The sequence below is a fragment of the Candidatus Kapaibacterium sp. genome, from assembly GCA_023957315.1.
Classification (GTDB): Bacteria; Bacteroidota; Ignavibacteria; order Kapaibacteriales; family UBA2268; genus PGYU01.
In genome coordinates, this window is sequence record JAMLHE010000003.1 from 186,296 (window position 1) to 206,948 (window position 20,653).

The window sequence follows — 20,653 nt, forward strand, 5'->3', positions numbered from 1 at the left end:
TCCCTGAAATACATGTTCCGTATATATTCTATGACACATGAAAGCGTAATTTATCTCAAAAGTAGGGGAAAAAAATTGGGAAATGTGAAAAAAATAATTAAATCACCTCACTCCGACCCAATATTGTAGGGATAGAACAGCGTTCTGTCCAATAAATACAGATGTGGCACACCTGGGCAGGTGTGCACATCTACAACATCAATTTTCCTACCCACGGTTGAAACCGTGGGCTATGTTTGTCAACTTATTTTAGTTCTACATAATCTTATATATTCACTGCTTCGCCGTATGCTTGGGCTGCCGCTTCCATGACTGCTTCGCTCAAAGTCGGGTGAGCGTGAATAGTCTTGTAGATGGTTTCGGCAGTAGCTCCGAGTGAGCGTGCCAATCCCATTTCTGCAATCATTTCTGTTACGTCGGGACCAATCATGTGTGCACCGAGTAATTCGCCATATTTGGCATCGAATACCAATTTGACAAAACCTTTGGCTTCGCCGATTCCGTGTGCTTTGCCGCTTGCAGTAAAGGGGAATTTGCCGATTTTAACATCATAGCCTTCGGCTTTCGCTTTTTCCTCAGTCAAACCAACGCTTGCCACTTGCGGATTGCAATATGTACAGCCCGGGATATTGTTGTAATCTATGCCTTCGCCACCGTGACCCGCCAAATATTCAGCCAATGCCACAGCTTCTGCAGATGCTTTATGCGCCAGCCAAGGAGCTCCGGCAACGTCGCCGATTGCATAAATGCCCTCAACGTTTGTCTTGCAATATTTGTCAACTTTGATAAAGCCTTTTTCAGTATGAACGCCGACGTCTTCCAAGCCGATATTTTCTGTGTTAGCTTGGATTCCGATAGCGTTCAAAGCCATATCGGCAGTGAGGACTTCGGTTTTGCCGTCTTTTTCGACTGTTACCTCTACCCCATCACCCTTGGCAATGGCAGATTTGACCATATTTTTAGTTTTAAGCTCAATTCCCGATTTGCGGAAATGGCGTTCCAATTCTTTTGAAATATCGACATCTTCGATTGGCAAAATTCTGTCCATATACTCAACTATAGTCACTTTTGCACCAAAAGCGTTGAAGAAATACGCAAATTCGACACCAATCGCTCCTGCACCCATCACGATGATAGATTTTGGCAAAGTGGTTCCGAGCAATGCTTGAGTAGAAGTGATGATTTTTTTGCGGTCAACTTCGATTCCCGGAAAAATTCTGGGTCGTGCACCGGTCGCAATTATTATATGTTTTGCTTTGATTGTATCAGTCGCTTTGCCTTCAGGGTCGCTGACTTCGACAGTATTTTTCGATACGATTTTGCCATGACCGACAACGGTATTGACTTTATATTTTTTGAAAAGAGATTGGACGCCACGAGACATTTGTCCTGCCACTTTGCGGGAGCGTTCAATAACTTTAGGGTAATCAACATTGATATTTTCAATTCCGAAGCCGAAATCTGAGGCATGGGAAAGGAAGTGCATATATTCAGCGCTTTTGAGCAATGCTTTGGTAGGGATACAGCCGATATTCAAACACACTCCGCCGATATCGCCTTTTTCGACACAAATCGCTTTCAATCCTAATTGTGAAGCTCTGATTGCAGCTACATAACCGCCGGGACCTGAGCCGATAACTAAAACGTCGCATTCGTGATTATTCATAATTCTAAACCTCTTTTAAGTCTTATATAAAATAAAATTGTTCTTCAATTGCCTATTAAAATATGTTATAGACATTTAAAATTCATAAATATTTATAATCTTATTTGAGAATTCATTCATATATTTGAATTCATGTAAATTTTGCTTATTTTTAATATTCTTTACGTTACGAAATTGAATTATAGAGTACAAAAAATACAATTTTTTGTTCAAGATACGCAAATTTGGACTATTTTTAGGATAAAAGATGAAAAAAGATAGAGAATTATATGCCCTGATATTGGGAGTATCGAGCGGTTTCGGCTTGTCTTGTGCCCGTGAACTTGCGAAGATGGGATACAATATTTACGGTGCTCACCTTGATATGGGCTCTGCCAAGCACAAAGCAGAGGAATATCGCCAAGAACTTGAATCATTCGGAGTAAAAGCGATATTTTTCAATGCTAATGCCGCAGATGACGGTGTGCGTAAGGAAATCGTACAAGAAATTCAGAAGGATTATAACGTAGTCGAAAATCATACACTCAGAGTGCTTATTCATTCGCTCGCTTTTGGTGCGATTAAACCGCTTTTTGCTGAAACTCAGGAAGGAAGTGTCTCCAAGAGGCAAATCGAAATGACGATGGATGTAATGGCGAATTCATTAGTATATTGGACACAAGATTTATTTTTCAATAAACTTTTAGCACCAAACTCCCGAATATTCGGATTAACTTCAATCGGCTCGACCCGTGCAATGAACAATTACGGAGCTATTTCAGCCGCAAAATGTGCGTTGGAAGCCTATATCCGTCAGATTGCTATCGAATTGGCACCATACCAAATCACTGCAAATGCAATATTAGCGGGTTTGACTGATACTCCTGCAAGTAATAAAATTCCGGGATTTGCAAAGATGTTGGCTCACGCTAAAGAGCACAATCCTTTCAATCGGAATACCGTACCTGATGATGTTGCAAAAGCAGTCGCATTACTCGCAGATGAAAATTTCTACTGGATAACCGGACAGGTACTCGGTGTTGACGGTGGGGAAAGTATAATGAACTTCATAGAAACACACTAATAATCATATACATTTTATGAAAAGAAACAACGCATTAATATTAGGAATTTCAAGCGGTTTTGGCAAAGCAACCGGAATAGAACTCGCTAAACGGGGGTTTAATATCTATGGCGTTCATCTTGATTTGGGCTCTGCCAGGAAAAAAGCAGAAGAATTCCAAGAAGAACTTGAGGCTTTGGGCGTCAAGGCGAAATTTTTCAATATGAATGCTGCTGATGCAGATAATCGCAAATCGGTAGTTGACGCACTAAGAGCGGATTTTGACATGAACGACTCATATTTGGGCGTATTTGTTCATTCGATAGCATTTGGTACTTTGGGACCATTTATAGACGAAAGTGTAGAAAAGCAAATCACGCAAAAACGCATCGAAATGTCGCTCAATGTAATGGCTAACAGCATGATTTACTGGGCTCAGGATTTGTTCAATGCCAAATTATTGGCTGAAAATTCGCGATTATTTGCAATGTCGTCAAATGGTGCAAGAGTAGCTACAAATCAATACGGTACTGTTTCTGTTGCAAAAGCTGCATTGGAAAGCATTGTGCGTCAATTAGCATTTGAGCTAGCTCCATACAAAATCACAGCAAATTCGATTATGGCAGGTCCCGCAGCCACTCCGGCATCAGGGAAGATTCCTGATTTTGATAAAATGCTGAAAATTGCACGCGAACACAATCCATATCAACGCAACACATATCCCGAAGATGCTGCAAAAATGATTGCATTACTCTCTTCGGAGGAATCCGCTTGGTTGACCGGACAAACGATTATGGTTGACGGCGGGCAGAGTATTTTCACATATTTACCCGATTATTACGGCTAATAACTAAAACTTATTCATTTTTATATAGAGGATTTAATGTTTGAATTGAATTTCACTGAAGAACAAAAGATGTTGCGAGAAATGGTTCGCGACTTTGCAGACAATGAACTAAAGCCAATAGCATCTCAAATAGATGAAAACGAGGCTATTCCTATGGAGATTATCCAAAAAATAGGCGAACTCGGCATATTGGGTGCTGCTTTTCCAATCGAATATGGAGGCAGTGGTTTCGGAGAAGTTGGTTACTGTATTATCCAAGAGGAAATCGGCAGAGCTTGCCTTTCGACAGCTACTTTCATTGGTGCGCATGTTTCGATTGGTACAAATGCCATTTATCTTGGAGGTAGCGAGGAAATTCGCAAAAAATATGTCGTGCCTTTGGCGTCAGGTGAAAAAGTAGCGGCATTTGCTTTGACTGAAGAGCGTGCAGGTTCCGATGCTTTTGATTTGCGTACTAAAGCTGTCCCTGATGGCGATGATTGGGTAATAAATGGCGAAAAACAATGGATTACAAACGGTCCTTTTGCCGATACTTTTTCGGTATTTGCGCGTACTCCACGTGGTATTACTGCTTTCGTCGTCGAAAAAGAGGCTCCGGGATTCTCTTCCGGTGCACCTGAAAAGAAAATGGGTATTCGCGGCAGCAAGACATCGTCATTGACTTTTGATAATGTACGTGTTCCAAAAGAAAATATGCTTGGTGGCGAAGGTCGCGGATTTTTACTTGCAATGAAAACTTTAGATGCCGGCAGACTTGGGCTTGGAGCCGCTTGTTTGGGTGCTTGCAAAGAATTGCTCGAGCTTTCGACTAAATATGCTAAAGAACGCAAGCAATTCGGCGAACCGATTGCGAATTTCCAAGCAATTCAATTTATGCTTGCCGAAATGGCTACCTTGATTTACACTTCCGAATCATTAGTTTATCGTACAGCAGTGCTATATGACAAGCACGAAATGCTTTCTCGCCAATCTGCGATGGTAAAACTATTTGTATCAGAAGCTTTGGATAAATGCGTTGATTATGCAATGCAAATTCATGGTGGAATGGGCTTTTCACGCGAAATGCCAATTGAAAGATTTTATCGTGATTCGCGCATTAATCGCATATTTGAGGGTACTTCGGAGATTCAGAAACTTGTAATTGCCCGAGATATTATCAAACGAAACGGTATTGTATAATTAATTTTTTGATTTGATTATAGGACTGACTCTAAGGGGTCAGTCCTTTTTTTTTAAACAAAAATTTGTTTTTCTAAATATTAAACTTTATTTTAGCTAATGCTAATTTATTAAATAGGGAGAATATGTCAGAAAAAAGTACAAAACCGAATTTCACACAACGCTTTCTTGATAAAGTTGAGAGAGTTGGAAATAAATTGCCACAACCCGTGAGCCTGTTCCTAATCTTGATAGGCTTGGTATTATTGGCTTCTTGGATAGTTTCGATGATGAATATCACGGTTGTTCATCCGGGCAACGGCTCCGAAGTTAAAGCTGTTAATTTATTATCCGGTGAAGGCATCCGCAGAATTTTTGTAGATATGGTCAAAACATTTACTGATTTCCCTCCCTTGGGGTTAGTATTGGTGGTCATGTTGGGGATTGGAATTGCAGAACGTTCGGGCTTTATTGCTGCAGCTTTGAAAGCATTCGTAAAAAGCGTCCCAAAGCAATTGGTGACTTTTTCGGTAGTTACTGCAGGAATGCTCTCGAGCGTAGCCGCTGATGCAGGTTATGTTGTATTAATTCCTCTTGGTGCCGCGATATTTTACGGAATGAAAAGACATCCTTTGGCAGGACTTGCTGCAGCATTTGCAGGTGTATCAGGAGGGTTTGGGGCAAATATATTTTTAACAAGTTTAGACCCTCTGATTGCAGCTTTTACCGAACCGGCTGCACGCATTATGGACCCAAGCTATACAGTTGATGCTACGTCCAATTGGTACATTATGGCAGCTTCAGTTCCCGTTTTGGCAATTGCCGGTACTTGGGTAACCGATAAAATCGTTGAGCCAAGATTAGGAAAATACGTCCGCGAAGGAGATTTGGAAGATGAATCAAATGAGTTAACAAAGTTAGAAAAAAAGGGTTTGCTTTTTGCAATTTTATCTATGGTAGCCGCATCAATTATCCTAATGTTTATGGTTATCCCAGAAAATGGTATCTTACGTGATGAAGACGGTGGAATTCAGGTATTTTTAAGGAGCATTGTTGCAATTATGTTTTTCATGTTCCTCATACCGGGATTAGTTTATGGCATTGTCACTAAAAGTATTACAAATGATAAACAAATGTCTAAGATGTCGAGTGAAGCAATGGCGTCGATGGGTGGTTATATTGTTTTGGCATTCGCAGCGGCTCAGTTTGTGGCGTACTTCAATTGGTCTAACTTAGGACAAATCGTCGCTATTAGCGGAGCAGATTTCTTGCAAAACATCGGATTTACAGGAATCCCTCTGCTTATTGTATTTATAATTGTTTCATCATTTATAAATCTGGCAATTGGGAGTGCATCTGCAAAATGGGCTATTTTGGCACCAATTTTTGTTCCGATGTTCATGTTGATGGACCCTGCATATTCACCTGAAACAATTCAAGCGGCATACAGAATCGGCGATTCTTATTCAAACATTCTCACTCCGCTTTTGCCATACTTCCCATTGGTGATAGTATTCGCTCAAAAATATGTTAAAGATGTGGGAATTGGAACGCTGATTTCGCTGATGTTGCCTTTCGCTATAACATTTGCAATCGTCAGAATACCGATGTTTATAGCTTGGATTATGCTCAACATCCCATTGGGACCGGGCGCTCCAACCTATTATTTGCCTTAAGCTATCGAAATTCAAATAAAAAAACCGAGGGACTATCCTTCGGTTTTTTTTATTTATAGTAAATTGTAAGCGGGAAAAGTTGAAATTATTCTGCTTTCTTAGTCTTACCGGACCAAACGTCTTTCATGTCTTGTTCGAGCTTTTTCTGCAAATCCTTGTTGTCGCTTAGGATTTTCTTTAATCCTTCGCGACCTTGTGCTCTGTCAGTTCCGTAAGTGTACCATGAGCCGCTCTTGACTATGATTCCGTATTCGGTAGCAACGTCCATCAAATCGCCAAGTTTTGAAATACCTTCATTGTACATTATGTCAAATTCGACTTCCTTGAATGGAGGAGCAACTTTATTCTTGACAATTTTGCACCGAACGCGGTTACCGATAATGTCCTGCCCTTCTTTGATGACCTCTTTGCGTCTGATGTCAATTCGGACAGAAGCATAAAATTTGAGCGCATTACCACCTGTTGTAGTTTCGGGATTGCCATAAATAACGCCGATTTTACTACGGAGTTGATTAGTGAAAATCACTGTAGTTTTGGATTTGCCGATAGCAGCATTTAATTTACGCATAGCTTGGGACATCAATCTCGCTTGCGAACCCATTTGAGCATCGCCCATATCGCCTTCAATTTCTACTCTCGGAGTAAGTGCGGCGACAGAGTCCACTACGACAACATCAATTGCACCGCTTCTGACCAAGGTTTCGACGATTTCAAGTGCTTGTTCGCCAAACTCCGGCTGAGACAATAGCAAATTGTTGAGGTCAATTCCAAGCCTTTGGGCATAATTAATATCGAGAGCGTGCTCTGTATCTACAAAGGCAGCCAATCCGCCATTCCTTTGTGCTTCAGCGATAACGTGCAAGCAAACAGTAGTTTTCCCGGAAGATTCCGGACCGAAAATTTCGATTATTCTGCCGCGTGGCACACCACCGATACCAATTGCAGCATCAAGTGAGAGGCATCCGGTGGAAATAGCTTCTACGTTTACGACGTGTTGGTCGTTGAGCCGCATTATAGAGCCTTTGCCATGTGCTCGTTCAATTTGGTCAATTGCAATTTGAACGGCTTTCATTTTGTCGTCCATTAACTTGATGGACGTAGAGGTTTGAGGTGTTTCTTTTGCCATAATTCTTATTTGAAAATGTATAAAATCAGATAAGCAAAATAAAATATTTCGTGCAAATTTCGATAATTATTTTAAATAATGTTACATTGCATCTGAATTTTTTTTAAATTTCAGAAAAATAAATCATGAAAATGAACATACTATTAATTGGAAGCGGTGGCAGAGAACACGCTTTGGCTCGTGCTATTGCGGAATCGCCTTCTGCCGGAATGTTGTACGCCTTACCCGGAAATCCGGGTATATTAAAAACTTTTCAACATGTCAATGCAAGAGTTGAAGATTTCAACAGTATTTGCAAATTTTGCAAACAAAATGCAATTGACCTCGTTGTCGTTGGTCCTGAGCAACCTTTGGCTGAAGGATTGGCTGATAGGCTGATTCTCGAAGGTATCAATGTTTTCGGACCTATTTCCGCAGCAGCAAAATTGGAATCGTCAAAAGATTTTGCGAAGGCAATGATGCTCAAATACAATGTACCAACTGCGGCATACCGGACTTTTACGGCTTTGCAATACGATGAGGCACATCAATACATTGACGGTCACACTTTGCCGATTGTACTCAAAGCTGACGGTCTGGCTGCCGGCAAGGGTGTAATCATCGCCGAAAATCATTTTGACGCTCATAACGCCTTGAATGAAATGTTCTCAGGATTGTTTGGAAATGCCGGAAATAGAGTAGTAATCGAAGAATTTTTGCGTGGCGAAGAAGCTTCGATTTTTGCAATAACCGATGGTACTGATTACTTTTTGACTCCCGCATCGCAAGACCACAAGCGGCAATTCGACAATGATGAGGGCAAAAATACAGGTGGAATGGGTGCATTCGCACCTGCTCCGATTGTCACAAAAGCTGTTCTCCAAAAAGTTGAGGAAAAGGTAATTAAACCACTCTTAGAAGGAATGCAAAAGGAAGGCACTCCATTTATCGGCTGCCTTTATTGCGGATTGATGATTGAAAACGGCGAGCCGAGTGTTGTCGAATTCAATGTAAGATTCGGTGACCCCGAAACGCAAGCTGTGCTTGAATTGCTCGAAGGTGACTTTGCAAAACTGCTCTATACTGCTGCGACGGGGAAAATTGATAAAAATACTGTTAAAGTGATTGATAATACTTTTTCAACTTGCGTAGTTCTTACTTCAGGAGGTTATCCCGATGAATATGAAAAGGGATTTGAAATTACCGGAATTGAAGATGCGATAAATTTAGGAGCAAAGGTTTATCATGCAGGAACAAAATCCGAAAGCGGTAAAATCCTTACGAATGGTGGCAGAGTGCTTGGAGTCACCGCAAAGGGAGATTCATTACCCGAATCTATCGCAAATGTCTATGATGCAGTCAGTCATATCGTTTTTTACAAGATGATTTACAGGAAGGACATCGGATTCAAAGGATTGAAATTCTTTTGATGAAAAATATAATATTTTTTGACGGTGATTGTGGAATTTGCTCGCATTCCGCTGATTGGCTATCGCGTAGATTAGACGAACATGAGTTTGATATTTTACCATTTGATGAAAATCACGAAGTTAGCAAAAAACTGAACTTAGATGTTGAATTAGCCTCAAAAACTGTCATTTTGGTCAAAAAAGGTGTGGTTTTTACAGAATCGCTTGCAATATTCGAAATTGCAAAATCTTTACGTTTCCCTTATAATATATTTGGAATATTTGCCAATAAGTTTTGTTCCTTATTGGCAAATCCAATTTATAGATTAATCGCAAAAAATAGAGCCATGATTTCCCGAAAATTGGGATTGCAGGCTTGCAAAGTTGGAAACACTCAATAAAGCGACTAATCTTCCTCGGGATGCGAGTAAATGCTTTCGTATTTGTGAGGATTTGTGCTTGTGCCGAATGTAGCCTCCAAACCCTTGATGAATTCTATCTTTTCATCTTCAGTTAGTCGTGCTTTCGAATGAAAAAGTGAGTACAACCTGACAGGCATATCACCACGCTTGACTTCGCGTCCTGCATCATTAGCGTGTTCCAAAACAGGTTCGGAGATATTAAAATATTCGCGACCTTTTTTAATGTCATAATCCACCATGAACGAAAATGGAGCAACGTAAGAATACCAGGGCCAGACAGTTTCGTTGCTATGGCAATCCATACAAGCCCGAACAAAAAGCTCTTTAGTTTTGGGTGAATCCCAATCTGGTTCATAATTCACAGGCGGATTTGAACGGTCAACGGGAATAAACTGAATGCCGACTAGAACTACAATAACAATAATAACCCATATATTTATTTTTTTAATAGTCATGATTTCTCCAAAATTTATAAATCAACTTCTAAAACTATAGGACAATGGTCTGAGCCTTGCACATCGGGCATATGATATGAATTTCGGATAGCACTTTTGAAATTGTCCGTCACAAAATGATAATCAATCCGCCAGCCCACGTTACTCTCTCTGGCTCTTCCACGCTGGCTCCACCAAGTGTAATTGCCACCTTCTTGAGTAAACATTCGGTATGTGTCCACATATCCCATATTTACAATTTTGTCTAATTTTTCTCTTTCGATTGGTAAAAAGCCCGAAACGTCTTCATTTTCCTTAGGTCGAGCCAAATCAATCGGGAAATGTGCCGTATTATAATCGCCACTGATTATGATAGGCTTGCCTGTGGCTCTGACTCTTTCTACGTGATTGAACAGTGCATCGTAAAATTCGAGCTTATACTCTACCCTATTCATACCTGAAGTGCCATTCGGGAAATATATATTGAAAAGAACGAAATCCTTAAATTCAGTCTCGGCGACTCTTCCTTCGATATCAAAAATGTCAATGCCAATACTTGTTTCAGAGCGAATCGCTTCAATTTTTGAGTAAGTAACAACACCGCTATAACCCTTGCGAGCTCGTGAATGATTGAAATATCCGACATAGCCGGGAGGAAATCTTAACTCGGGATGGATTTGTTCCGGTTCTGCCTTTGTTTCTTGCAACATTATGATGTCGGGGTTTTCCTGTTCTATGAAGGCGAAGAGCTTGTTATCACGTGAGACTTGGTCATATTTTCGTGAAGGATTTTGCCCAAGTAAGGAGCGGATTCCATTTATATTCCAAGATATTATTTTCATATTTCCTTTCTCGTAATTAATATTTTAGTCAATACGAAAACTATAGAAAAAAATTATAATCTTATTCTCGGAGACATGATTTGCAATCATCAAACTAAATGATAATACACTAATTTCGTTCTCCTAAACTATAATTTTAGTGTAAATTCAGCTTGATTTGGAATCAGGTTTAAACTTAGTTGAAAACTTGAGCGATTTTTTTCTTAAATTTGTATTTTGTATAAATTCATAAGCACGTGTATTGATTAGTAAATGGGAAACATTGTCGGAAACTCAGGTAGCCGATTTGAGAATTTTCAGGGCTAAAAGCATCGAAAGATTGAACCCCGTTAGTATGCAACGAGGTTTTTTTACGGTTCTTGACTCTCCTGATTGGGTAAACATCCTTCCAATTACTGATGACGGAAATATCGTTTTTGTGAAGCAATACAGGCATGGGTCTGATTCTGTCAGCTTAGAATTGCCCGGTGGATTGAAAGAAAAAAACGAGCCTGCAATTGATGCCGCTAAGCGTGAATGTATCGAAGAAACGGGTTATATTGGCGCAGGTGAACCGATTCAAATTGGTGTCAGTCTCCCCAATCCTGCTTTCTTGACTAATAAATGCACAAGTTTTGTATGGTTGGATTGCAAGAAATTAAGCAATCAAAAGCTCGACAGCCACGAAGTGATTGATGTGGTAACGATTCCGATTCCTGAAATTAGAAATTTGATATTATCCGGTGAGTTGAATCATTCGGTAATACTTACAGCATTATTTTATTATTCTTTAAAATATGGTTTATAGACAATGGGCAAAGTAATAGCAATAGCGAACCAAAAAGGCGGAGTAGGCAAAACTACGACTTCTATCAATTTATCTGCATCACTTGCGGCAAATGAGTATAAAGTATTGCTGATAGATATTGACCCTCAGGCAAATACTTCAGCCGGAGTGGGTATTGATACTAAACGTTCCGACCACACAATTTACGAAGTATTGGTCAATGACATCGAAGTCAATTCTACCATTATGCAAACGGAGATGCCCTACTTGTCATTGTTGCCATCGCATATCAATCTGGTAGGTGCAGAAATCGAAATGGTTAGCATCAAACATCGCGAGCTTATACTCAAAAATGTTTTGAAGGATATTCGTGATGATTATGACTTTTTGATTATTGATTGTCCCCCATCTTTGGGATTATTGACTTTAAATGCACTATCCGCGGCGGATTCGGTATTAATACCCGTCCAATGCGAGTATTATGCACTCGAAGGACTGGGACAATTGCTCAATACAATATCAATCGTTCAATACCAACTCAACACAGATTTGGAAATAGAAGGAGTGCTTCTGACAATGTTTGATTCGAGACTTCGTTTGTCCAACCAAGTTGCTGAAGAAGTAAAACAACATTTTGGAAAAAAAGTATTCAAAACTGTGATAAATCGAAATGTAAGGCTATCGGAAGCACCAAGTCACGGGTTGCCGGTCTTGCTTTACGATGCGACTTGCTCCGGAACACAAAATTATATAGACCTTGCAACTGAATTAGTGGATAATAACAGAAAATTTTTGAGAAATAATGAATAAGTTACCGAAAAAGAAAACGGGTTTGGGCAAAGGTCTCGGAGCCTTGATTTCTTCAGTTGAATTTGATACCGATAAGGGATTCAGTTTGAGTGGCAAAGAAACGGCTGAAAGCAAATTATTTGCCGAAGTAAATGTCAACGAAATAAGAGTCAATCCATATCAGCCAAGGAAAAACTTCGACCCTGACGGACTCGAAGATTTGACCAATTCTATCAAAAAGCATGGAATATTGCAACCGATAATCGTCCGTAAAACAATTAACGGTTATGAATTAGTGAGCGGTGAACGGCGTCTCAGAGCGTCTATCGAGGCAGATTTGAAGGTTATTCCGGCATATGTTCTCGCTGTCAAATCTGATTCGCAAATGCTTGTAATAGCGTTGGAAGAGAACATTCAGCGTAAAGACCTCAATCCGATGGAAGAAGCATACGGATACAACGAATTCATAGAAAAATTCAATTATACTCAAGAACAAATTGCCGAATTATTCAACAAGGACCGCTCTACAATTGCAAACTTTTTGCGACTGTTGCGATTGCCGCTCAAAGTGCAGGAAATGCTTCGCGAGAAACGTCTGAGCATGGGTCACGCAAGAGCTTTGTTGGGATTGAATGATGCCGCAAAGATGATTTGGGCTGGAAATGAGATAATTGAAAAGAAATTGAATGTTCGCGATACTGAAACTTTGGTCAAGAGAATCGAATCGGGTAAAATTGCATTTGACAAACCGAAGGCAAAATTCCCCGAAAAAAATCCAATAGCCGAATCAACCAAAGCAATTTTGAATGATAAGGCTGACAAGCTTCGTGTAGCATTCGGAACAAACGTGAGAGTAATTCCAAAATCTAAGGAAAGCGGCATTATCGAATTTGAGTTTTATTCGTCTGATGATTTGGAAAGATTGATAGAATTGTTTGATAAAGTGAAAGAGTATTAGGATGAAGACTTTTCAAAATGTTGCGACTTTTCGTGTAAGGTATGCTGATACTGACCGTATGGGCTTCCTTTATAACGGAAATTACTTAACATTATTCGAAATCGGAAGAACTGAATTAATGCGAACTCATGGCATGAATTATCGCAAAATGGAAGACGAAGGCTTTATGCTACCGCTTACTCAGGCATATGCCAAATACATCAATCCCGCCTATTATGACGATGTGTTGGAGATTCAGGCAGCTTTAGAATATACAGGTGGTGCTTTGCTAAGGTTCAATTATAATATTTTGAAAGATAATACGATAATAACAAATGGATTTACAGAGCATATATTTATGAATTCAAAATCGCGAAAGCCAATGAAGCCGCCAAAATTTTTCTTGGACATAATTAACGATAATAATTAAGGGGAAAGACTTTGCCTATGACGCATATCTACGTTTTCGATAACAATATGGTGACAAAATGAACAAACTTAAATTTGCCGTTGTAATATTATTATTAGCTGCCGTGAGCGAAGGAATTGCGATTGACTCGCCGTTCAGCTTTTTGAGATATGTTTCAAGTGCACGTGCATCAGGACTTTCAGGCTCGTTCGTTGCTATGGAAGATGACCCGACGTCAATGTATTTCAATCCCGCAACAGTCAGTACGATACACACAAAACCACTATCGGTGACATTTTTGAAGCATGTATTGGATATTAATTCCGGCAATGTAAGTTATACTCATCATACCAAAGAAAATGGCTCTTTAGCAGCATCAATTGGTTACACAAGCTACGGAGCATTTGAATATGCCGATGGGATGGGCAATCGTGATGGTCGTACTTTTGGGGCAAATGATTTCTTATTCGGTGTCACCTATTCAAATGAGCTCGACAAAGATTTTTATTATGGATTGACGCTAAAATATATTTTCACGGGAATTGAAGAAGTCAGCACTTCTGCGTTTGCTTTTGATGCAGGTTTATTGTATTTGTTGCCCGATGGCAGAACAAATCTTGCAATGTCAATTTTGCATATCGGCACTCAAATCACCAAAATTGGCAATCAAAACGAACCACTGCCTTTGGATTTCAGAGTAGGCTTCAACCACAGATTGCAAGGTTTGCCGATTTTATTCAATTTATCATTGCATCATTTGTCAGACCAAGCAGATAACTTTTTCGATAGATTCAAAAGATTCAATGTAGGTGCTGAAATTAATCTGGGCGAATACATTCAAGCAAGAATTGGATATGATAACGAAGCTCGTTCGCTCACATCATCAGAAGTGGACAAAGGCTTGACAGGATTTTCGGGTGGCATTGGTGTCAAAACCGACATGATAAATTTCGACTATGGCTTCACTCGATACGGTTCAGCCGTTAATTTGCATAGATTCAGTATTAGTTTAGGTGTACAACAATTATTCTAAGAGGGAAAATGAAAGTGCCTTTTAAATTTTGCGTAATGTTTCTTTTTACAACGATTCTTTTTTTCGGAATAAACCCCGATTCTGCATATAGTCAAACCGACAATAAAGCAGTTATACTAAAGCCCGGAGTAAATGCCGGCGACTTATTATTTGCATATAATCAAATTGATAATGTAGAGATTGCCGGTGTGGAAGTTAATTCTTTTCTCGAAGTCAAAACTACGCTCAAGCCCTTTATTGATGAAATTTTGCAAAAAAATATAACTGAAAATACTCCAATCAAATTTGAAATAACGTTTGCAGTAGCGAACAATTTTGTAGCATTTTTGGAGCGTTCCAAGTTGAAGGGCTCTGAATCGCTCAAATACAAACGCGTGGTTGATGCCTTTCGATTAGCTGCTCAAGAAGCCGCAAATGCTAACCCGAGTAAGTAGATTTTGCTGAAATTAGTGTATTTCGCATTTATAAAATAAACAATAAATCAGATAGAAACAGACTTATGCTTTGTATATATAATACTTCGATTGAGCCATATATCAACATGGCAACCGAAGAGCATCTTTTCAAAAATTTCCAAGACGATATTTTCATGCTATGGCGAAATAACAACGCTATTGTAGTCGGTAAACACCAAAACACTCTTGCAGAAATAAATCTTGAGCATGTCCGCCAAAACGACATCAAAGTTGTCAGAAGATTGTCCGGTGGCGGCGCCGTTTTCCACGATTTAGGAAATCTGAATTTCACATTTATCGTCAATGGCGAAGACAGCAATCTTGTTGATTTTCGCAAATACACCCAACCAATTTTAGACGTTCTGCAATCACTCGGTGTAAACGCAATATTTGAAGGGCGAAACGATTTAACAATCGAAGGTAAAAAATTCTCCGGTAATGCAGTTCATGTGATTCGAAATCGCGTTCTCCAACATGGCACATTGCTTTTCACTTCGCAAATATCAGATTTGACCGAAGCACTCAAAGTCAATCCCTTAAAATTTCAAGATAAAGCCGTAAAATCAGTTCGTTCACGAGTCACCAATATTAGCGAACATCTGCCCCATCCAATTGCTCTCGACCAATTTACTCAACTGATTATGAAGCATATCCAGTCAATGTATTCAGATGCCACAATGTATGAATTCAATGCTGAAGATGAAGAAGCGATTCAGAAATTAGCCGCCGAAAAGTATAGCACTTGGGATTGGAATTTTGGCTATCAAGCAAAGTATAATTTTGAAAAATTAGAAAGAACTTCAGCCGGAAATATCGAAGTGCATTTGAATGTTGAAAATGGTTTCATCAAAGAGAGCAAAATTTACGGTGATTATTTTAATACTGCCGAAACTTCGGATATTGAAGCTGCACTTATTGGTGTAAAGCACGAGTACAACGAAATATCAACCCTGCTTAATCAATTTGATTTGGACGCATACTTTAGAGGAATCGCCAAAGGTGAACTTGAAAATTGTTTCTTTTAACCTTAAATTAAGTTTAGCTTAACAAAAACTTTTCCACATCTCTTCAAATTTTTGCTTTATATCGTCATAAGTCATAAATTTTAAAACATTTTATATGGAGTCAATTTTATGACCGTCAGACTTGGAAGCATTCAGAATATCGCTGCTAAGAAGAACTACGATACTTCGTATTTGAAACCAATGGACAAGCCTGTTTCAGAGTACTTCAATCAATATGTCTTTGGTCCTGAAGCCAAGAAAAAGTACCTTGCGATTGATGTTTACGAAAAATTCGAAAATTGCATCGAAAACGATATCGCTTTAGATTCCGATACCGCTGATATGATTGCGATTGGACTCAAGAATTGGGCGATTGACCATGGAGTAACGCACTACACGCATTGGTTCCAACCACTCACCGGTAAAACTTCCGAAAAGCACGATACTTTTTTCAAATTTGACAAGCATTGGCGAGCTATTGAAATGCTGTCGGGTTTGGAATTGATTGTGCAAGAGCCAGATGGTTCAAGTTTTCCGTCCGGAGGTTTGCGAAGCACACACAATGCCCGTAGTTACACTATTTGGGACCCGAAATCTCCGATTTTCATTCGTCGCGGGAAATATGGCAAAACCCTTTGCGTTCCGGCTATTTTGATTTCATATTCCGGCGAATCGCTCGATATGAAAGCCCCTTTGCTCAAATCTATGAGTATGCTTAACAAATCTGCAGTCGGCGTCTGTAAATATTTTGATGACAACATCAACAAAGTCATTCCAACTCTCGGATGGGAACAAGAATATTTCGTTGTGGATGAATCATTGTTCAATGCCCGTCCGGATTTAATTTTGTGCGGTCGGACTCTTTACGGAAATGCTTCAGCTCGCGGACAACAACTCGAAGACCATTATTTCGCTTCGATTCCTGAGCGTGTTTACAATTTTATAATTGATTTTGAGCAAGAAGCATTACGATTAGGAATTCCCATTAAGACTCGCCATAATGAAGTTGCGCCAAATCAATTTGAATGTGCACCGCATTTTGAGTATGCAAATATCGCTGCTGACCATAATTTGTTGCTAATGGATAAAATTGACCGCGTTGCGAAAAGACACGGATTGAGGGTGCTGATGCATGAAAAACCCTTCAACGGATTGAATGGCTCCGGCAAACATAATAATTGGTCTATGTCCACGAATACGGGCGTCAATTTGCTCGAACCCGGCGACCACCCCGAAACTAATTTGATGTTTATGACTTTTTTCATAAATACGATTTATGCCGTGTATAAACACGCCGATTTATTGCGCGCCAGCATTGCAAATGCAGGAAATGAACACCGTTTGGGCGCTAATGAAGCACCACCGGCAATTATTTCTGTATTTACGGGTGATAATGTGCAAAAAGTTTTAGATGCATTCAAAAGCGGAATTGAATATAAGGATGAAAGTGTTCAAGTAAATTCAGGATTGGAACATCTTTTAGTGCCATTCCAAAAACTCCATACAACTGATAGAAATCGTACTTCGCCATTCCCTTTTACCGGAAATAAATTTGAATTTCGGGCAGTTGGTTCATCGGTTAATGTTTCCAACCCAATGACAATATTGAATATTATAGCAGCCGATACTCTTTCAGAATTTAAAATTAAAGTTGATTCATTAATTTCTAAAGGAAAAGAAAAGGAAACTGCAATTAAAAATACTTTGATTGAAATGTTAAAAGAATGCGAACCAATAATCTTTAATGGCGATAATTATAGTGATGAATGGGTTCAAGAAGCTGAAAGACGTGGTTTGCCAAATCTCAAGACGACTCCAATTGCATTAAATGAAATGATTAAAGAGCATAATATTGAGTTTCTTGCAAAAACGGGAGTTTTCAGTCGTGATGAAATAATTTCTCGTTATAATGTCGCAATTTTGGAATATATTCATAAATTGGAAATCGAGGCAGTATTAGTTGATGAAATTGCACAAACAATGATAATTCCTTCAGTTGTTTCATATCAAAATGAATTGATTAAAAATGTTCAGGGATTAAAAGAAATTGGATTAATTGCCGAAGCTGAAGCTCATAAAAATCAATTAGTTAAAATTTCATATCATCTCGAGGGTATGATAAAACATTTGAATGATTTGGAAACAGAACGCAAAGCAGCATCCCAAAAAAGTGTTGATGGCGAAAAAGCAGAACATTTTTGCACAAAGGTAAAGCCACTGTTCGACATAATCCGCTCACATGCAGATAAGTTGGAGTTAATGGTGGACGATAAATATTGGCAATTACCCAAGTATCGTGAGTTGTTGTTTTTGCATTAAAATGATAAAATATTATTTTATTTTTGAGAATAAATTGATATTTTGAAAAAAATAAAAGGGTGACTGCTACTGCAATCACCCTTTTTAGCTTCAAGTGAAGAGAAGAATTAGAGAGTGTATCTTGCGCCCATGTAAATTTTTCTACCCATAATCGGTCCCCAAATCATCGAAGTATCGAAATACTGTCCGAATGGGTCGTTTGCTGCAATAATCGGATTCGGCTGAATGAAATTGCTGAGATTTTCGCCACCGAGATAAACTTCAAACTTTCCGAAACGCTTGGTGATTTGCGAGTGGAGCATCAAGTAACCCTGAAATTCATCTGCCAGACGGTATTCTTCAGGATTGTTTGCAGTAGATGGCAATCTGCCTTTGCCGTTGTAATCGAATGTAAAATCGAAACTCCAGGATTCGTCAGGCAATGTGTATGCAAGATTCAAGAAGCTTTTAGCGAAACTTTGTAACGGCTTATCCATCAAAACACCGTTGTAGGTGCTTTTCACATCGTTAATTCTATACGCGGTTGATGCTGTAAAGCCGCTGAACGGCTCTATGATTAAGTCAATTTGGAAGCTGTTAGAGTATGATTCGCCGTCGAGATTTGAGAAATAAATTGAATTCACATCTCTATCCATATCCATAACTACTTGATTTATAAACTGTGTATGGAAATAATCTATATTAAGTGTGAAGTAAACACCGGCGAAATCAAATTCCGACGTAGTATTGAGTCCGTAATTCCATGCTTCTTCTTGCTTTAAGTCACTTTCGATAATAATATTTCGCGATGAAGCAAGGATTGCAGAATTCTCAGCATAAATATAAGATGAGCGATAACCCTTGCCGGCTGAAGCTCTGAAAACTGTACTTTCAGTTAGGTCATATTTAATGTGAAATCGTGGCGTGATAAAAGTTCCATATAAATTATGATTATCCGCTCTCAAACCTGCAGTAAATATGAAGTTTTGCAGTCCTGAATAAGAAAATTCTGTGAAAATGCCGGGAACAAGTTCATGACGATTTGTTGGGTTAAAATCTAAATTTTCATTCAAATTATCGTACTGAAAGCTCAAACCGCTTGTCAATTTGGCGTATTTTTCTTCTGCTTCGTAATCTGCAAAGCTATGGTCGAAAATGAAATTCGCATAAAATGAATTTTGTTCGCCATCATAAGTTCTTTTGCCGAAAAATGATTTCTGGCTATGATGAGTAAATGAAACAATCGTCCCAATTGTAGAAATTGCGTCCTCGTCCAATAGAAATCCATTTTTTGAAAACACTTGGAAACGATTAGTTTTTATGTCAATGCCGTAAGCGTCCTTATTAATTCCACGCAGAAAATCCTGTTGCCCGCCTTGGCGGTCTTCGACGATAATATGAGCACCCGAAACAGATTCGAAGCCGTCGTACTGAAGTTTCCAGCGGTTCATGAAATTGAATTGCTGTACCAAAGGATGGTCTGTAAATCCGTTACCGTTGAAATCATGGTCAAAACTGCTGCTATTACCATGTAAGAACATCATTGTACTGATTTCATCGGATAACCTATAGGATGCATCAACATTGGCTTCAAATCGCCCGATTTCTTCAGCAAATACATTAAAAAACATAGGGTTATCATCTTCAGGTTTTTTGAAATCGAGATTTATTTGCCCTGTGATTGACTCGTACCCATTCACAACGGACGATGTCCCTTTTGAAATTGAAATTGATTGCATCCAGGGTCCCGGAACGTAAGACAAGCCAAATGATGTAGCCAATCCCCTTAGTGAAGGAATATTCTCGAACATCAACTGACTGTAAATACCTTGCAAACCGAGAAGTTTAATCTGTCGGGCGCCGGTGACGGCATCTGAAAATTCGACATCTGCTGCTGCATTTGTCACAAAACTTTCAGCTAAATTACAACATGCCGCTTTTTGCAATCCTTTTTCGGAGATTTTAAAATTGCTGGAAATATCCGATTTTGAAATTGTTGCATCAGTCATCCTTCCGGTAACTGTGACTTCATCAGTAGTTGTGAATTTATCCATTACAATTTCCAGCGAACCTTCATAGTCGTGCACGTGAATTGTGTCGCTGATATATCCCAAATAGCTTACGATTAAATTGTGACCACCTTCGATTTCTTCGATCTTGAAAGCGCCCCTATCATCGGTTAAAGTGCCTACATCAGAATTCATCCATGTGACGCGGGCTTTGCTCAAATGGATTTTTTCTTCATCCGCACCAACTCCATATACAGTACCTGTAATGAATTGTTGCGAAAAAAGATTAATATTTATAAAAAATATTGAAAATAAAATTAAAAAAATATGATTTCTCATTGTTTTATCCTAA

Annotated in this window: 19 protein-coding genes; 14 read left to right on the plus strand and 5 right to left on the minus strand. The window is 39.1% G+C overall.

Annotated features, from left to right (window positions below):
• Positions 1-265: 265 nt before the first annotated feature.
• Positions 266-1,666, minus strand: a complete 1,401-nt coding sequence (gene lpdA, locus M9949_04280) for a dihydrolipoyl dehydrogenase (GenBank protein MCO5250621.1) — start codon at positions 1,664-1,666, stop codon at positions 266-268.
• A gap of 247 nt (positions 1,667-1,913) precedes the next feature.
• Here lpdA and M9949_04285 point away from each other — a divergent pair, with 247 nt between their 5' ends.
• The 4 genes from M9949_04285 (at position 1,914) to M9949_04300 (ending at position 6,389) form a co-directional block, all read left to right on the plus strand.
• A complete protein-coding gene (locus tag M9949_04285) occupies positions 1,914-2,729 on the plus strand; it encodes an SDR family oxidoreductase (protein ID MCO5250622.1) in 816 nt (271 codons plus the stop codon).
• A 16-nt stretch (positions 2,730-2,745) separates the two neighbouring features.
• Positions 2,746-3,555, plus strand: coding sequence for an SDR family oxidoreductase (locus M9949_04290; GenBank protein MCO5250623.1), 810 nt, complete (start codon positions 2,746-2,748; stop codon positions 3,553-3,555).
• A gap of 36 nt (positions 3,556-3,591) precedes the next feature.
• On the plus strand, positions 3,592-4,734 hold the full coding sequence (locus M9949_04295; GenBank protein ID MCO5250624.1) for an acyl-CoA dehydrogenase family protein: 1,143 nt from the start codon (positions 3,592-3,594) through the stop codon (positions 4,732-4,734).
• Positions 4,735-4,859: 125 nt separating this feature from the next.
• A complete protein-coding gene (locus tag M9949_04300) occupies positions 4,860-6,389 on the plus strand; it encodes an AbgT family transporter (GenBank protein ID MCO5250625.1) in 1,530 nt (509 codons plus the stop codon).
• A gap of 85 nt (positions 6,390-6,474) precedes the next feature.
• Here the strand turns inward: M9949_04300 and recA are convergent, their stop codons facing one another.
• Positions 6,475-7,473 (minus strand): recombinase RecA, encoded by a 999-nt coding sequence (recA, locus tag M9949_04305; protein ID MCO5250626.1) that lies wholly within the window; start codon positions 7,471-7,473, stop codon positions 6,475-6,477.
• A gap of 173 nt (positions 7,474-7,646) precedes the next feature.
• On the opposite strand from recA, the gene purD reads away from it, so the two are divergent.
• Both purD and M9949_04315 read left to right on the plus strand, forming a co-directional pair.
• Positions 7,647-8,924 carry a phosphoribosylamine--glycine ligase gene (gene purD / locus M9949_04310; protein ID MCO5250627.1) on the plus strand — a complete coding sequence of 426 codons (1,278 nt, stop codon included), beginning with the start codon at positions 7,647-7,649 and terminating at the stop codon, positions 8,922-8,924.
• Positions 8,924-9,304, plus strand: coding sequence for a DUF393 domain-containing protein (locus tag M9949_04315; protein MCO5250628.1), 381 nt, complete (start codon positions 8,924-8,926; stop codon positions 9,302-9,304). The genes purD and M9949_04315 overlap by 1 nt, the downstream gene beginning before the upstream one ends.
• Before the next feature lie 5 nt (positions 9,305-9,309).
• Here M9949_04315 and M9949_04320 read toward each other — a convergent pair whose 3' ends face one another.
• Together M9949_04320 and M9949_04325 are read right to left on the minus strand one after the other, a co-directional pair.
• Complete coding sequence (locus M9949_04320) at positions 9,310-9,780, minus strand: heme-binding domain-containing protein (GenBank protein MCO5250629.1); 471 nt, start codon at positions 9,778-9,780, stop codon at positions 9,310-9,312.
• Between the two features lie 14 nt (positions 9,781-9,794).
• Positions 9,795-10,601 carry an exodeoxyribonuclease III gene (locus M9949_04325; protein ID MCO5250630.1) on the minus strand — a complete coding sequence of 269 codons (807 nt, stop codon included), beginning with the start codon at positions 10,599-10,601 and terminating at the stop codon, positions 9,795-9,797.
• Between the two features lie 262 nt (positions 10,602-10,863).
• Here M9949_04325 and M9949_04330 point away from each other — a divergent pair, with 262 nt between their 5' ends.
• The 8 genes from M9949_04330 to M9949_04365 all read left to right on the plus strand — a co-directional run bounded on the left by M9949_04330 (position 10,864) and on the right by M9949_04365 (position 18,313).
• Positions 10,864-11,388 carry an NUDIX hydrolase gene (locus M9949_04330; protein MCO5250631.1) on the plus strand — a complete coding sequence of 175 codons (525 nt, stop codon included), beginning with the start codon at positions 10,864-10,866 and terminating at the stop codon, positions 11,386-11,388.
• Between the two features lie 3 nt (positions 11,389-11,391).
• A complete protein-coding gene (locus tag M9949_04335; GenBank protein ID MCO5250632.1) occupies positions 11,392-12,177 on the plus strand; it encodes an AAA family ATPase in 786 nt (261 codons plus the stop codon).
• The gene (locus M9949_04340; GenBank protein ID MCO5250633.1) at positions 12,170-13,114 is read left to right on the plus strand and encodes a ParB/RepB/Spo0J family partition protein; all 945 of its coding nucleotides are present in this window, start codon (positions 12,170-12,172) and stop codon (positions 13,112-13,114) included. Before M9949_04335 ends, M9949_04340 begins: the two co-directional genes overlap by 8 nt.
• A 1-nt stretch (position 13,115) precedes the next feature.
• A complete protein-coding gene (locus tag M9949_04345) occupies positions 13,116-13,523 on the plus strand; it encodes an acyl-CoA thioesterase (protein MCO5250634.1) in 408 nt (135 codons plus the stop codon).
• Positions 13,524-13,581: 58 nt separating this feature from the next.
• Positions 13,582-14,535 (plus strand): PorV/PorQ family protein, encoded by a 954-nt coding sequence (locus M9949_04350; protein ID MCO5250635.1) that lies wholly within the window; start codon positions 13,582-13,584, stop codon positions 14,533-14,535.
• Between the two features lie 8 nt (positions 14,536-14,543).
• Positions 14,544-14,969, plus strand: a complete 426-nt coding sequence (locus tag M9949_04355; protein ID MCO5250636.1) for a hypothetical protein — start codon at positions 14,544-14,546, stop codon at positions 14,967-14,969.
• 65 nt (positions 14,970-15,034) lie between these two features.
• Entirely contained in the window at positions 15,035-16,015 is a 981-nt protein-coding gene (locus M9949_04360) for a lipoate--protein ligase (protein ID MCO5250637.1), read from the plus strand.
• A 108-nt stretch (positions 16,016-16,123) separates the two neighbouring features.
• A complete protein-coding gene (locus M9949_04365) occupies positions 16,124-18,313 on the plus strand; it encodes a glutamine synthetase III (GenBank protein ID MCO5250638.1) in 2,190 nt (729 codons plus the stop codon).
• A gap of 107 nt (positions 18,314-18,420) precedes the next feature.
• On the opposite strand, the gene M9949_04370 is transcribed toward M9949_04365, so the two are convergent.
• Positions 18,421-20,640: a TonB-dependent receptor gene (locus tag M9949_04370; protein MCO5250639.1), complete on the minus strand. Its 2,220-nt coding sequence runs from the start codon at positions 20,638-20,640 to the stop codon at positions 18,421-18,423.
• Between the last annotated feature and the right edge of the window lie 13 nt (positions 20,641-20,653).

Bases quoted from the DNA above. Each gene is read 5' to 3' on its own strand.
- M9949_04345 (MCO5250634.1), top strand. From the start codon at position 13,116: ATGAAGACTTTTCAAAATGTTGCGACTTTTCGTGTAAGGTATGCTGAT.
- M9949_04315 (MCO5250628.1), top strand. From the start codon at position 8,924: ATGAAAAATATAATATTTTTTGACGGTGATTGTGGAATTTGCTCGCAT.
- M9949_04335 (MCO5250632.1), top strand. From the start codon at position 11,392: ATGGGCAAAGTAATAGCAATAGCGAACCAAAAAGGCGGAGTAGGCAAA.
- M9949_04350 (MCO5250635.1), top strand. From the start codon at position 13,582: ATGAACAAACTTAAATTTGCCGTTGTAATATTATTATTAGCTGCCGTG.
- lpdA (MCO5250621.1), bottom strand. From the start codon at position 1,666: ATGAATAATCACGAATGCGACGTTTTAGTTATCGGCTCAGGTCCCGGC.
- M9949_04320 (MCO5250629.1), bottom strand. From the start codon at position 9,780: ATGACTATTAAAAAAATAAATATATGGGTTATTATTGTTATTGTAGTT.
- M9949_04370 (MCO5250639.1), bottom strand. From the start codon at position 20,640: ATGAGAAATCATATTTTTTTAATTTTATTTTCAATATTTTTTATAAAT.
- M9949_04295 (MCO5250624.1), top strand. From the start codon at position 3,592: ATGTTTGAATTGAATTTCACTGAAGAACAAAAGATGTTGCGAGAAATG.
- M9949_04325 (MCO5250630.1), bottom strand. From the start codon at position 10,601: ATGAAAATAATATCTTGGAATATAAATGGAATCCGCTCCTTACTTGGG.
- M9949_04340 (MCO5250633.1), top strand. From the start codon at position 12,170: ATGAATAAGTTACCGAAAAAGAAAACGGGTTTGGGCAAAGGTCTCGGA.
- M9949_04360 (MCO5250637.1), top strand. From the start codon at position 15,035: ATGCTTTGTATATATAATACTTCGATTGAGCCATATATCAACATGGCA.
- M9949_04355 (MCO5250636.1), top strand. From the start codon at position 14,544: ATGAAAGTGCCTTTTAAATTTTGCGTAATGTTTCTTTTTACAACGATT.
- recA (MCO5250626.1), bottom strand. From the start codon at position 7,473: ATGGACGACAAAATGAAAGCCGTTCAAATTGCAATTGACCAAATTGAA.
- M9949_04285 (MCO5250622.1), top strand. From the start codon at position 1,914: ATGAAAAAAGATAGAGAATTATATGCCCTGATATTGGGAGTATCGAGC.
- M9949_04365 (MCO5250638.1), top strand. From the start codon at position 16,124: ATGACCGTCAGACTTGGAAGCATTCAGAATATCGCTGCTAAGAAGAAC.
- M9949_04290 (MCO5250623.1), top strand. From the start codon at position 2,746: ATGAAAAGAAACAACGCATTAATATTAGGAATTTCAAGCGGTTTTGGC.
- purD (MCO5250627.1), top strand. From the start codon at position 7,647: ATGAACATACTATTAATTGGAAGCGGTGGCAGAGAACACGCTTTGGCT.
- M9949_04300 (MCO5250625.1), top strand. From the start codon at position 4,860: ATGTCAGAAAAAAGTACAAAACCGAATTTCACACAACGCTTTCTTGAT.